Genomic DNA, 12,772 nt, shown 5'->3' on the forward strand with positions numbered 1-12,772 from the left:
ACTGATGTCAGCGAGCGACGTTTTGCGCTGCTCGCCTCTCACAGCGTTAATCCGGCTGCAAACACTCCACAGCCCGATCCGCCACCATCTTCGCCATCTCCACCAAATGCATCACCGCCCTGTGCGGTGCACCCAGCGGTTCACCGAGCGCTTGCGAGGTAGCCACCGCGCACTGCAGCAGCTCAGCCACGCGCACCCAGGCATCTTCGAAGCTCAGTTCTTCGTTAACTGTGAATGGGTGAGTCACACCCGATGGCGGTAAATCCGAAACAACGTTATCCATTAGCGAAATTCCCTAGCAGTAAGTGAATACCACCGTCCTTTCGCGACTAAACGAGCAGGGGTGGCGGCTGTACGCAGGTTAGTCGACCGGCTGCTAGGCTCCGGCGCACCCGAAGGTGCCCTGCGCACAGCCACCATAAAGTGCAGGCGAGAAGACACCTGTCTCTGGGATGGCGCGTGCGCCTAGCAAGGTCCGGGCGACTAAACCCGATCACTGAATAACCAGTGACGGACCGCAGCCTAGTCTCGGAATTTCGCTGACGCAAGCGGCTGGGATTCTCTAGGAAACGTCCTGCAAATGAAAGGGATCAGCCCTGCTGGCCCTTGAAGATCACGCCTCAATCCAGGATCAAATGCGGCAAAAACCGGCTCGAATCCTTGGTAATCAAACTATTGTCTTCCCGCACGCCGATGCCGGCGGCCTGATCACCAATCACCCACGACCCAACCAACGTATAGCTGTCGCCAAACTTCGGCAGCGGTGCGAATTCCTGGAGGATGAACGGCGCGTCGGTATAGGGCCCGTCCTCTTTCACGATCAGCCCGTCGGCCGTTTGCAGTTCGATGTTGGCCCCTTCCCGTGAGAAGAACGGTTTGCGTACCCAGCCTTTCGGCACGGCTTTGCCCGGGTCGGTGTCCAGGTGGGACGCGAGCAGGTTGGGGTGGCCTTTGTTGAACTCCCACAACAGCGGCAGGATGCCTTTGTTGGAGAGGATGGATTTCCAGGCGGGCTCGAAGAACTGGGTATCGCACTGGGCAATCGCGGCGCCGAACGGCTCGTGGAAAATGAATTCCCAGGCGTGCAGTTTGAACAGGTGCGGAATCCAGCGATCCTCTAGATCGACGAAGCGGCCTTCGGCGGTCAGGCCGATGTCTTCGATGTCGATGTGGCGGGACTCGATGCCGACTTTTTCGGCGACGAGGCGCAGGTAGTCGGTGGTGCCTTTGTCTTCGATCGAGTCTTTCATCGAGGCGAAGTAAAACGGCTGGTTGAGCTGCAATTGGGCGAAGGCCTGGTGCAGTTTGGTGTCGATGCTGTTGAATTGGTCGGCGTGCTTGGGCAGCAGGCCGCGCTCGATGCATTGCTCCAGCCAGCCCCACTGAAACGCCGCCGCCTCGTAGAGGCTGGTCGGGGTGTCGTAGTTGAGTTCGAGCAACTTGGCGGGGCCGGTGCCGTTGTAGGAGAAGTCCATGCGCCCGTACAGGTGCGGGTGGCCTTCGAGCCATGAGGTGCGGATCATGTCGTAGAACGGCGCGGGAATGCTCAGGCGTTCCAGCAGTTCCTCGCTGTGGACCACGCGGGCGACGAGGTCCATGCACATGTCATGGATCTCGGTGGTCGGGTCTTCGAGGTCGCGCTCGATTTGTTTGAGCGTGAACTGGTAGTACGCGCTCTCGTCCCAGTAGGGTTCGTCGTCGATGGTGTGGAACAGAAAGCCGAGGCTGTCGGCGGTCTGTTTCCAGTCATGGCGTTCTGCGCAATGGATCTTTTTCATGGCCCGGTTTCCTTAACTGCTCGATCCGCCGCCGCCCCAGCCACTGCGGGCGCTGGCTTTGCTGCCGAAGCCGCCACGCGAAGTGGCCGACGAAACGGCGCTCGACTTGCTGGAGGAGCGCAGCGTGTTCGAGTAATTGCTGCTGCCGTAGCGGGCCTGGTTCGAGCGGCCGAAGGTCGCGCCATTCGAGACGCGCTGGTTGAGCGTCGAGGAGCCGTAATTGCCACGATCATCGCGGTAGCGGTACACCGGCTCGGAGCGGTAGCTGTTGCGATTGTTGCTCAGCATGTTGCCGATCAGCAGACCGGTCAGCAGGCTGCTGGTGGAGAAGCCTGAGCCGCCACTGTTCGCTTGCGCGCCGGACGCTTGAGCGTTGGCCGCGTCGACCTGGGACTGTGTCACCCGGCCTTCGGCGGTCAGTTCAAAACCGCCGAGTTTGGGGATGAACTTGCCGGTGGAGTCTTGCTGGCACCAGTCGGCGACAAAGTCGGCATCGCAGTCGGCCTGGCTGTCGTACACCGGGGCAATGCGGCGGTGCTCGGCCATGGCCGTCATGTAGGCGTCCGAGCAGACGTCGACCGGAAGTTTTTCATCGGCGCATTGCTGAACGGACTGGAAGTTGTACTTCTTCTGCAAATCGTAGGTTTTTTCGGTCGGCCCGCAGCCGGAAATCGCCATGGCGACCGACGCTGCCAGCGAAAGCTGGACGTACTTGCTTCGTTTCATCGGGAGCTCCGTGCGAGATCAGTTCTGGGTAGGCGTCATGCACGCGGCGTTCAGCATGCCGACGCTGATGGCCACGGCCGCCACGTAGATGCCGGCCGCCAGTTCGCCCTTCTTGATGCGCTCAGACGTGCCTTTGAGCACCAGGTTGGTCACCAGAAACGCCAACAGCTGGACGACGGCGGCGATCACGGCCCAGACGACGAAGTCGAGGATACTGATCGAGAAGGCAATCACGTTGCTGGCCGGAATCGCGAAACCGATGATGGCGCCGCCCAAAGCGACCGCCGCCGACACGTTGCCCGCGCGGATCAGTTCGAATTCCTTGTGCGGCGTGACGCGGGTGTAGATGAACTGGAACAGCGCGAACAGTACGGCCGCCCCCAGGAGGTAGGTGACGAACCCCAACACGGCCGCTTTGTTCAGGGAGATAGAGAGAGCTTCGAGCATGGATTTCTTCCTTTTTTAGAGCGCAGTCAGGTCGGTTGTGTACAGCGAAATGCCCAGCGACGTGCTCAGGCTGATAGTGCCCTCAGCGTCTTCTTCGACGGAAAACAGCAAAAACTCGCGACGATCGGTCAGGCCTGTGTCGCGGGCGTACAGCATCGAGCGGTGTTCGACTAGGTAGGCGTCTTCGGGATTGATCACCTGTTCGCTCATGGCGACCAGTTCTGTCTGGCCAGCCTCGCTGCCCCATACGCGCGTGTATTCGACGCCGTTGTGGGTGTACGTCGGCAGCCCGATCAGGCTTTGTGGCCCGGCCAGCCGGCGCAGTTCCGGTTCACTGTTGATCGTGACGTAACTCAGGTAGTTGAACAGGATCACCGACTCGACCTGCCCGGCGATCTCGCCCGTGGTGTGCACTTGCAGCCAGTAGTCTTCGTCGTTCATGTAATAGCGCGACAGCCAGGTCGACTGGCCAAGGTCGACGGTACCGTTGCTCCAGATTTCCTGGGAGCCTGGAATCACCACCGAGGTTTTGCCATCGAGCAGCAATTTCAGGGTCGTGTCGAACATCACGCCCTTGCCCGGTGCCAGGCCCAGCGGGCCTGTGGTCGGCAGGGTTTGGCCGGCAGCCCGGTTGGGTTCTGGGCTCGCATTCGGGGCTTCAAGCCCCATCAACTGTTTAAACCATCCCATTGGAAATTTCCTTGAGGCGGGTGGAGGCGATATAGAAGAGTTCACCGCCTTCAACGCGGGTGGCGCTGGGCGGGTTGATCGACGGTTGTTGCGCACCTTTGGCGCGATAGCCAATGAGCGTGGCGTTGTGGTGTTCTTTCATTCGCGTGTACAGGTCGCCGAACGTTGCCTCAAAGGCCTCGGGCAATCTCATCAAATATTGTGTGGCGCCCTGGCCCACGCACAGCAACTCATTGATGACCACGGAGGAGCCCGGGTCCTGGGAGGCGCGCACCAGCATCTCGATGGCCATGCTGGAGGTGCATTCCAGGCTGGGGGCGTAAGAACTGGCGAGTGCGGCGATTTCACTTTCATTGAAGTGCGCGACCACATGCCCGACGGGGCTCAATTGATTCACCGCGAGCACGGTGGCCAGCGTCAGGTCGTCAGACGGGGTTCGCACCAGCACGCGCTCGGCACCGGGCACACCGGCGCGCAGCAACAACGCGGTGGACGACAGACTTTCCCCGCGGATGAACGCGGCTTTGCCCGGCATCGGGTTTTCTTCGAGCGTGCAATCGCAGATGACGATCAGGTTATCGTTTGAGGTTTCGTCTTGAAGCAACAACTCGATCACGCGTTCGCTGGATGAACCTTCCCAGCCAATGAGCACCGTGTGGCCCACCTTGCCGGTGAAATCACCTTTGCCCTTCATGCCTTTTCTCCATGCATCGATAACACTGCTGGTGGTTTTGCCGATGGCTGCCGTCAGCAGCGCAATGCCCCCAAGCATGATCCAGGTGGCCACGAACACGCGCCCCGCCGAGTTTTGCGGCGCAAGATCGCCATAACCAACGGTGAGCGTGGTGGTGAGATAGAAGTAAACAAATGTGGCGAGGCTGGTGAGGTGGTGCTCGCCCAGCAATATCAGGCCCAGATAAGCCGAGCTCAGGTGAATACCCAAGGCGATGACCAGGCCGGCCCAGCCGAAGCGGTGAAAGAGGGAGGAGGCGTACATGCGCAACAACAGAAAAATCGACATTTCGTCCCTGGCTCCCTGGGTACTTGATTCCTGATGACGCCATCGCCCCGACGTCTGGATGCTCAAGTGCGCTCACGCGGCATTAGACCTGCTGCGCGGCGTGGAGAGAAGTACCTTGGCCGCAATAAATCCGGCGAACGCACCAAACAGATGACCTTCGAAGGAAATACCCCGGCGAGGCAGGAAGCCCAGGATCAGGCCGCCATACAGCAGCGCCACGACACCGGCCGTGATCAGGTTGCTCCAACTCCTGTGGAACCAGGCGCGCGCCAGAAGATAGGCCCACAACCCGAATACCCAGCCACTGGCGCCGACGTGTACACCGCTGAAACCGAACAGCCAGACCAGCGAGCCGCCCAGCACAATAATGATCGCGCTGACGCTGACGAACCGGTTGAAGCCTTCGATAATGACCAGAGTGCCCAGTATCAAAAACGCAATCAGGTTCGCGCTCAGGTGCGCGAAGGATGCGTGCAAAAACGGTGAGGTGAGGATGCCGGGCAGCCCTTGCACCGTCCTGGGAATCAGGCCGAATGCCATGAGGCTGTAACCGGTGGCTGCATTCAGCAGTTGCAGCGCCACCATCAAGAGCGCCAGGCCTGCAATTGTCTTGAAACCCTTCAGGGCGTCCATCCTGACCTCGACGTAAAAAAGGAAGGGCTGAAGACGCCCTTCCTGTTGCGGCGTTGCTTACTCGGCCGACTTTTGCTTCAGGCGTTCCAGAATCGCGTTGGCGCTGCCTTCGTTCGGCGTGATGCCGGCTTCGCGCAACTTGCGCTCAAGGTCGGAACCCGTCGATGCCTCAGCCAGTTCGTCCTGGGCTTGCAGTTCAGCCGCGCGCTGCTGCTGCTTGGCCTGCAGGCGATTCAACGTACCGACGGCCGTTTCGAGCTTGCCGTTGGCACCGCCACTGGCGATGGAGGCGCTGACCTGGGCCTTCTGTACGCTTTCGCGCGCCTTGGCCATGTCCACTTGCTGGCGCAGGCTTTTGATCCGGCTTTCGGCCTTGGTGATGTCTTTGCGCATGCTTTCTGCGTAGCCACCAAACTCGGCGGTCTGCTTTTGCTCGACGTCGCGTTCGTTGGTCAGGGTCGAAATGGCTTCGGCCACTTCCAGGGCGAGGTCTTCACGGTTGGCCTGGATAGCGGCCATCGCCTTGGACTCCAGGTCCTTGATCTTGGCGTCGTACTCGCTGACGCGATCATTCGCCAGTTTGTGCTTGGCCATGATGCTGACCAGCTCACGCTTGGCGTTGGCCAGCGCGGTGTCGGCGTCGCGAATTTCCTGGTCGAGGATGCGCAGGGCTTGTTGGTCGACGATCGATTCGCCGACTTCGCTGGCACCGCCACGCAGCGCGGTGAACAGTTTGCTCCAGATGGATTGAGTCATTGGATACTCCCGAATACTTAATTGAAGAAACGTTCGAAGGCTTCGCTGGCGCGCTGCACGTTGTCGACGAGGGTTTTCACCTCGGTCACGATGTTTGTCAGGCTGGAGTCGGAGCTCAACGCGCCGAACATGTTGTAGACAACCTGGCCATTAGGCATGGACTCGATACCGATTGAGGACAGCGGGAACATTTCCCGGCTGCGCAGCACTGCGTCATTGAAGGCCGTTACGTCGTTGATGGACTCGACGTCGACCAGCACGGTATCGACGATGATTTGCTCACCTACCACCGCGATGTAAATCGGCAAGCCACCGAAGTCGTTCATTTCCAGCTTGATGCTGGACTCGGAGCCTTGAACGAGAGAAAGCGTAATGTCGTTGGAAACCACATCATCCAGGGCCTGAAACGCGCTGAAGAGGCGATCGATATTCCAGTTGGTACCTGCGCTCATGAAATTCTCCGACATGAATGAGCCAGCCAGAATCGGCTGGCGAAGCTGTTTCTCCATCTGCTTGAGCAGGCTTCGATTTTCGGGAAGCACCCAAGTCTCGTGTTTCACATAACCGGCGGCCGCCAGGCCCGCGCGCATCTGCTTCATGTAAAAGCTCGACGGTTTTTTCGCGGACGGCTTCAAGCGCTCTCCCTGAAGGCTTGCTGTATCGGGATCGGACCCAGCCGACGGGCTCGATGGAGAGCTGCTTTTCATACTACTGACCTCGTTGTGAAAAACTCACGCGTGAGAAAATCTACAGGCAAAATTCGTCTGGCTCAATAGCTCACGCGTGAGATTTTTTGTCTCAATTTTCCTATGCTCGAACAGACTCGGAACTGCTAAGCGATAGGCAATTGTCTCCTTTGAGTTGACGGTATTACCCATCCCAGCCGATTTATCCCCCAGCAACCACCCATTAATCTGTGCCCATGTTGAACGCAACGCCAAACCCACTTAAACAAAAAAGGATTCAACCATGAGCACTCCAACCTACAACCGCTTGAACAAAGACGACGCCATCGTGCTGCTGGTCGACCACCAGACCGGCCTGATCTCCCTGGTGCAGGACTTCTCGCCCAACGAGTTCAAGAACAACGTGCTGGCCCTGGGCGACCTGGCCAAGTTCTTCAACCTGCCGACCATCCTCACCACCAGTTTCGAGCAAGGCCCCAACGGCCCACTGGTGCCGGAGTTGAAAGAGATGTTCCCGGACGCGCCGTACATCGCTCGCCCTGGCCAGATCAATGCGTGGGACAACGAAGACTTCGTCAAAGCGATCAAGGCCACCGGGCGCAAGCAGATCATCATTGCCGGTGTGGTAACGGATGTGTGCGTGGCATTCCCGACGTTGTCGGCGCTGGCGGAAGGCTTTGAGGTGTTTGTGGTGACGGACGCTTCGGGCACCTTCAACACCACGGTGCAGCAGGCGGCGTGGAGCCGGATGACGCAAGCCGGTGCGCAATTGATGAACTGGTTTTCGGTGGCGTGTGAGTTGCAGGGCGACTGGCGCAATGACATCGAAGGCTTGGGCAATCTGTTGTCCCAGCGCATCCCCAACTATCGCAATCTGATGAACGGTTACTCGGCGCTGACAGCACGCCAGCACTAATCCCGCCACGCTCTAAGTTAAGCCCGCCTTGAACCGCGGGCTTTTTTGTGTGCGCTCGCCCTACGCCTCGAATGTTCCAAAATAGCCTTGGCGTTGTGAATTGTTGTGAAGGCTTTGCGAATCAGCCAAACGTCCGTGCTAAGTTCCGTGACGTTGCATTTCACAGCATTCATGCACAGCGGCCAACCCACTAAGGCCGCCCTCTTGTTATTCAATAAACAGCCTCGGTTAGTTAACCAGGAAGTTGCGCGGCCCTGCGCGTTTTAAAAGGTGTCGACGCAATAATTACATCAGGAGAAGAACCATGGTAGCGAAGGTAGAAACGACCCCAAAGGACGCCGCGGTCACTCAAAAAAGCTCCGTCGTTGCCTGGGAAAAATCCGTCAAAAAAGCCTCTGCACCCAAGGATGAGTTGGGCAAAGGCCAGAAACGCCCTGAGGGCGACACCCGCTCAGCCCAGCAAATTATCGATGACACGCCGCTGCTCAAGTTCCTGGGCAACCAAAGCGGGGTCAAGGACAACCTCAAAAAGCAGGTCGGCGACTTTGATAAAGACGCTGACGCGGCTTATCGCGCCTCCAAGGTGCTGGAGCACGTCGAATACATTGATGAAGACGGCAAGTTGACCAAAGGCGAGAACGTCGGCAACGAGAGCGTCGACGGGTTCACCAAAGACGGCGAGGCCCGGCATGGCACCGAAGCGGGCCGCCTGCAGGACTTTGGCAAGTACGGGTATTCGAGCCTGCGCGGCGAGGTGGTGAAGTCGGACCTGGGCGACCAACAGAAGCGCCCCGACGGTGACACGCGCTCGGCCAAGGAGATTATCGACGCCACGCCGCTGCTGAAAAACCTCGGCAACCAGAGCGATGTGAAGGACAACCTGAAGAAACAGGTGGGTGATTTCGAGAACGACGCCGACGCCGCGTACCGCGCCACCCAGGTGCTGGAACACGTGGTCAGCCTGGATGAAAACGGCAAGCTGCTGACCGGTAACGACGCCCGCAACAAAGACAACGACAGCATCGATGGCTTCACCAAAGACAAGGAAGCCCGCCACGGCACCGAAGCCGGGCGCTTGCAGGACTTCGGCAAGTACGGCTACTCAAGCCTCAAAGGCGACCTGATGCACGTCAAGGACGCGACGCACTCCGACAAGGCCGCGCCGCCAGATGAACCCGAAGACGTAAAGGCCCTGCGCGACAAGTACAACATCCCGAGCTTCGGCGCTGAAGGGCTGATGGACATGGAGTTGCCCAACGACAAGACCGTGGGTGGGCAGACGGCCGAGAACTTTGTGCAAGCCATTCGCGATGACATCAAGAGCGGCAAGCTGACCGAAGACTCCGATGAAGCCAAGATCGTCAAGCTGATGGACGCCCAGGCCGCGCTGGACAGTGGCTATGACCTCTACGGTTATGCCGAGAGCATCAACCTGGGCAGCGGCACTTACCGCGAAACAGACAAGACCCCGACCAAGTTGAACGGCAACGATGTAAAGGAGATGGTCGACGAGGACAAACTCGCCAAGGAAATTTCCACGCTGATGGGCAAGGAAGGAATTAAGGACCGCTACGACTCGGAACTAAAGAAGAGTGTCGGTAGTTTGTCGGAAGACCGACTGAATGAAGTGCGCGAACAGGTCTTTCCTGCGCTCTTCAAAGACGGCACCCGCGATGCCAACTTGGACTTCGAAGACTATGTCATCGCCATGAACGATTCAGGCGATCCGAAGAAATCGGAAATGGCCGAGTTGGACGTGGACCGCTATTTCGAGTCGCTGCGCATTCTCGAACCGGACAGCTACACCGCACGCCGTCAGACGTTCGACCAGAACATGATGACGCACCAACTCAACACCTACATGGAAAACCCCGACAAGGTCTCGCCGGAAAATGCCGAAAGTGGGTTGAAGGCCTCGTTCACGATGATCAAGGGTGGCATCAACGCCGCTCTTGGTGGCCTGGACAAGGGCGACAAAACGTACGACATGTACAAGAAGATGAAGGATGAGATCGACATCCTCGACGGCCACATCAAAGGGCTGACCCCGGCAGAAAACAAACAGATCGCAGCGGCCATTCGTCTCGCGGCGGCCAGCGGCGACCCGAAAGCCATCGACAAGGTGGTCGACACCCAATTGAAGGGCCTGGGCGCCAACCGTGAGGCGGCCGCTGGCTCCTTGAAGACGGTGTTGCACAAGGCCAGCTCCACGGGTGGGCTCAGTGCGTTGGCAGGCACCATGAACCTGGTAAGCGGCGCGCTGCAGCTCGCCAATGGCGGCGGCAACATGACCGATGACCAGAAAATCGCTGCCGCGAAAGACCTGGTCGCCGGTTTGAGCTTCACCAACGATTTCCTCAAGTTCGGTTCCAACATCGTGGAAACCCTGGGCGGTACTAAAACCTACGACCCTGCCGTGGACAAAGACGGTAAAGGCCCGCCAAAAATCAAAGCCACCGAATGGCTCGGCCTGATCGATGAGAACCTCCCGGATATCTGGGGCAAGAAATCCACTGAAAAATCCGACGCACTGGCCGCCTCTATCAGCACCCGCGTCAAGGAATCTTCCGAAACCCTCAAGAAGCTCGACGTGGGCAACCTGTCGGCCGATGAGGTCAAGGAGTACGACAACGCGGCCAAATCCCTTGGCGAACAAATGGGCGTGAAGGACATTCCCGGCAAAAGTACCCCGGCTTCAAAATCCGAAATCGCGATCGCCTCCGGCCGGTCGTTCCTGCGCTTTATGGGCGGTTCCGGCCTGGACTTGACCGGCGGCGTGATGGACATCGTTTCCGGCGCGCGCAAACTCAAAAATGCCAAGACCGCACTGGAAAAAACCGACGCGGCCTTCACGCTGGGCGGTGGTGCATCCGGTACCGGTATGGCGATCGCCAACACCATTGCGATGTTCGCGCCCAAAGGCGCCCACCTGGCTGGCAAACTGGCCGGTGATGTTGCCGCGACCGTGATACGCGGGCTGGCTATCGGCGCGCGTGTTGCGGGTCCGATTTTCGCCGTGGCGGGTGTGATCTTCGGGGTCGCAGGCACCCTGATTGCCGAGGCGGTCGAGCATGCCAAAATGCAAAAACTCACCGATTCCCAAGGCAAGTTCTTCAAAGACCTCGCCGATGCAGGCGTGACCAAAGACGACTGGGGCGACAAGCTCGAATACGCGCGCTACGCCACCTATATGTACGGCGGCCGCGATACGCCGGACGACAAATCGATGTTCGAGTATCAGTCGGACGAGTGGAAACACTTCAAGGAAACCGAAGACAAAAAAGGCAGCTCCCTGGCGCGGCTGGCGCCCTACCTGCACAAAGACAGCGACCCCGACAGCAAGAACCTCTGGGAGAAATTCCTCGCGGGCGGGACCAGCTCCAGCGGGCCGCATGGCAGTGAGCGGCACACCGATGACTGGCGGCCGTGGGGCAGCACGGACATGGAGACGGGCAGCAAGAACACGGCCTGATTTGGGGTAGGCCTATATCAACGGGCGTTGCGCCGGTGGGGGGGTTATCGACATTTGTGCAGCAGCCTGTTGCACAAACCCACCGCGCGTCATTTGCCACATCGCCCCTTGGCTCTCCCTTGTGAGGCCTGACTTTTCGGGCCTCGCCACATCCTGTCCGAACTCGGCCAGCATCTGCGCTTCCTGCGCGAGGCGACTTTACTTTCGCCCCTTCTTCGTCAATGAGCCAGATCGCTTTTTCGTGTAGTCCTTCGGATTAGTTTTTCGCGGTTTCTAGCCGCTTCACGTCATCCCATTCTGATTTTTCCAACCGTTCATCCAGCCACTTTTTCCTGCGGCATTCTCCGACGCCTTGCCCTGTTGCCGAGCCGTCACGGATGACTAATGCCGCCCACATCACCTTCATCGAACATGAGCTCAATGGCTTTCATAAGAGCCTGGCGGAGTATCGCCAGCAGATGGGCGCCTGGTATTCGCGAGCATTGGATTCCGTCAGCCATGCCGCGGATATGCCGTCGTTGCTGGGGATGGAGCGGGTGTTGCGGGTCGGGGGCTCGCAGACCGTAGTCAGCACCGCTGACCCGGATGTTTTGGGCAGCGTGGTCATGTGCCCGTTGGGCGGCGAGCTGAAGATCGAGAGCGCGTTTGAGTCGGTGTACGACGTGCCGATTGGCGATATCCCGGTTGAGGTGATCGGGCTGGATGACGGCAGTTCCACGCTTGTCATGCTGGACGAACACGGCAAGGGCTCGCACCACTGCGCGGCGGGCAAGCGTTATCAGGTGCGGGTTCAGGGCGGCGTTTCTGAAGCCCAAGTGGATGCGCTATTTGCCTCCTACGCCGGGCTCACAGCTGATCTGGAGCAGTGGCTGCACGAGCAATGGAAAGAGTTCAAACCGTATTGGCAGCAGTCGACCGCCAGCGCCATCGGCAGCGGTGTGTTGGCCGGCAGTTGGGCGGCAATCAAGGACGTGTGGGACAGCATCAAGCTGGTGCAGGCGATTCTTGAAGACCCATTGAAGTTCGGCGAGCAACTGGGTGATCAGGCCGCCAAGCTCGCGGAGCTGGCCACCAACGCGCCGAAAGTCATGGAACAGGCGATGCTGCTGGCCAGTGATGAAGCGGCGCTGTACCTGATGGTGCGCACGGCGATGCTGTGGCTGGACGCGTTGCCGCCTGGCGAAATAGCCGAAAAGACCGCTGGGTTTGTGGTGTCGTTGCTGATTGATCTGGTGATTGGCGCAGTGCTGACCATCGCGTTGCCGGCGGCGGGCGTGGCTTATCTGGGTGTGCGGCTGGTCAAGTATGGCGCGCAGATACTGGACGCTGCGGTGGGGTTTGTCCGCAGCCTGCTCGGCATTCTCAAGAAGTTTATGCAGGCGGTGGATCGCTACAAGGCGGTGGCGGTTCGCGGCGTGGTCGGCGGGTTGAAACAAGGCACGATGCAGATGCGCTGGCGGGCGCGGCAGAACGCAGTGCTGAAGCAGAAAGAGCATGTGGATGATGTGCCCTCGTCCGGGAAAAACCAGAACGGCGATGCGGCTTCCAGCGCGGACAAGACCGCTACCAATGGTTGCCCGGTGTCGATGGTCACCGGCGAGGAATTGCTGACACTGGTTGACGGCACGCTGGACGGGGTTTTGCCGT

Annotated in this window: 11 protein-coding genes and 1 pseudogene; 3 read left to right on the plus strand and 9 right to left on the minus strand. The window is 59.1% G+C overall.

Translation table 11 applies throughout. The features are described 5' to 3' along the window. Positions 1 to 46 precede the first annotated feature (46 nt). From WBB95_RS26495 to WBB95_RS26535, 9 genes are all read right to left on the minus strand, one after another. Positions 47 to 283 (minus strand): DUF6124 family protein, encoded by a 237-nt coding sequence (locus tag WBB95_RS26495; protein WP_424490266.1) that lies wholly within the window; start codon positions 281 to 283, stop codon positions 47 to 49. A gap of 337 nt (positions 284 to 620) precedes the next feature. Then, positions 621 to 1,778, minus strand: a complete 1,158-nt coding sequence (locus WBB95_RS26500; RefSeq protein WP_424490267.1) for a glutathionylspermidine synthase family protein — start codon at positions 1,776 to 1,778, stop codon at positions 621 to 623. Positions 1,779 to 1,790: 12 nt separating this feature from the next. Continuing rightward, positions 1,791 to 2,504, minus strand: coding sequence for a DUF1190 domain-containing protein (locus WBB95_RS26505; protein ID WP_424490268.1), 714 nt, complete (start codon positions 2,502 to 2,504; stop codon positions 1,791 to 1,793). Between the two features lie 18 nt (positions 2,505 to 2,522). Then, positions 2,523 to 2,951, minus strand: coding sequence for a DUF350 domain-containing protein (locus WBB95_RS26510; RefSeq protein ID WP_424490269.1), 429 nt, complete (start codon positions 2,949 to 2,951; stop codon positions 2,523 to 2,525). Between the two features lie 15 nt (positions 2,952 to 2,966). Continuing rightward, complete coding sequence (locus WBB95_RS26515) at positions 2,967 to 3,641, minus strand: DUF2491 family protein (protein WP_424490270.1); 675 nt, start codon at positions 3,639 to 3,641, stop codon at positions 2,967 to 2,969. Next, positions 3,628 to 4,662, minus strand: coding sequence for an ion channel (locus WBB95_RS26520; protein ID WP_424490271.1), 1,035 nt, complete (start codon positions 4,660 to 4,662; stop codon positions 3,628 to 3,630). The genes WBB95_RS26515 and WBB95_RS26520 overlap by 14 nt, the downstream gene beginning before the upstream one ends. A gap of 72 nt (positions 4,663 to 4,734) precedes the next feature. After that, on the minus strand, positions 4,735 to 5,295 hold the full coding sequence (locus WBB95_RS26525; protein WP_424490272.1) for a rhomboid family intramembrane serine protease: 561 nt from the start codon (positions 5,293 to 5,295) through the stop codon (positions 4,735 to 4,737). Between the two features lie 57 nt (positions 5,296 to 5,352). Next, the gene (locus tag WBB95_RS26530) at positions 5,353 to 6,051 is read right to left on the minus strand and encodes a PspA/IM30 family protein (protein ID WP_424490273.1); all 699 of its coding nucleotides are present in this window, start codon (positions 6,049 to 6,051) and stop codon (positions 5,353 to 5,355) included. A 17-nt stretch (positions 6,052 to 6,068) separates the two neighbouring features. Next, a complete protein-coding gene (locus tag WBB95_RS26535) occupies positions 6,069 to 6,650 on the minus strand; it encodes a YjfI family protein (RefSeq protein WP_424490276.1) in 582 nt (193 codons plus the stop codon). Between the two features lie 370 nt (positions 6,651 to 7,020). On the opposite strand from WBB95_RS26535, the gene ycaC reads away from it, so the two are divergent. The 3 genes and pseudogenes from ycaC to WBB95_RS26550 all read left to right on the plus strand — a co-directional run. Next, on the plus strand, positions 7,021 to 7,653 hold the full coding sequence (gene ycaC, locus WBB95_RS26540) for an isochorismate family cysteine hydrolase YcaC (RefSeq protein ID WP_424490274.1): 633 nt from the start codon (positions 7,021 to 7,023) through the stop codon (positions 7,651 to 7,653). A 304-nt stretch (positions 7,654 to 7,957) separates the two neighbouring features. Then, positions 7,958 to 11,125, plus strand: a complete 3,168-nt coding sequence (locus tag WBB95_RS26545; protein WP_424490275.1) for a hypothetical protein — start codon at positions 7,958 to 7,960, stop codon at positions 11,123 to 11,125. Between the two features lie 377 nt (positions 11,126 to 11,502). Further along, positions 11,503 to 12,772: pseudogene (locus WBB95_RS26550) on the plus strand (type IV secretion protein Rhs); the annotation flags it as partial.

Source organism: Pseudomonas sp., from assembly GCF_049645325.1.
In the GTDB taxonomy this organism is placed as follows: Bacteria; Pseudomonadota; Gammaproteobacteria; order Pseudomonadales; family Pseudomonadaceae; genus Aquipseudomonas.

What these genes read in the sequence shown, in the direction of transcription:
- WBB95_RS26525 (WP_424490272.1), bottom strand. Translation starts at nt 5,295, where the DNA reads ATGGACGCCCTGAAGGGTTTCAAGACAATTGCAGGCCTGGCGCTCTTG.
- WBB95_RS26510 (WP_424490269.1), bottom strand. Translation starts at nt 2,951, where the DNA reads ATGCTCGAAGCTCTCTCTATCTCCCTGAACAAAGCGGCCGTGTTGGGG.
- WBB95_RS26520 (WP_424490271.1), bottom strand. Translation starts at nt 4,662, where the DNA reads ATGTCGATTTTTCTGTTGTTGCGCATGTACGCCTCCTCCCTCTTTCAC.
- ycaC (WP_424490274.1), top strand. Translation starts at nt 7,021, where the DNA reads ATGAGCACTCCAACCTACAACCGCTTGAACAAAGACGACGCCATCGTG.
- WBB95_RS26535 (WP_424490276.1), bottom strand. Translation starts at nt 6,650, where the DNA reads ATGAAGCAGATGCGCGCGGGCCTGGCGGCCGCCGGTTATGTGAAACAC.
- WBB95_RS26545 (WP_424490275.1), top strand. Translation starts at nt 7,958, where the DNA reads ATGGTAGCGAAGGTAGAAACGACCCCAAAGGACGCCGCGGTCACTCAA.
- WBB95_RS26495 (WP_424490266.1), bottom strand. Translation starts at nt 283, where the DNA reads ATGGATAACGTTGTTTCGGATTTACCGCCATCGGGTGTGACTCACCCA.
- WBB95_RS26500 (WP_424490267.1), bottom strand. Translation starts at nt 1,778, where the DNA reads ATGAAAAAGATCCATTGCGCAGAACGCCATGACTGGAAACAGACCGCC.
- WBB95_RS26505 (WP_424490268.1), bottom strand. Translation starts at nt 2,504, where the DNA reads ATGAAACGAAGCAAGTACGTCCAGCTTTCGCTGGCAGCGTCGGTCGCC.
- WBB95_RS26515 (WP_424490270.1), bottom strand. Translation starts at nt 3,641, where the DNA reads ATGGGATGGTTTAAACAGTTGATGGGGCTTGAAGCCCCGAATGCGAGC.
- WBB95_RS26530 (WP_424490273.1), bottom strand. Translation starts at nt 6,051, where the DNA reads ATGACTCAATCCATCTGGAGCAAACTGTTCACCGCGCTGCGTGGCGGT.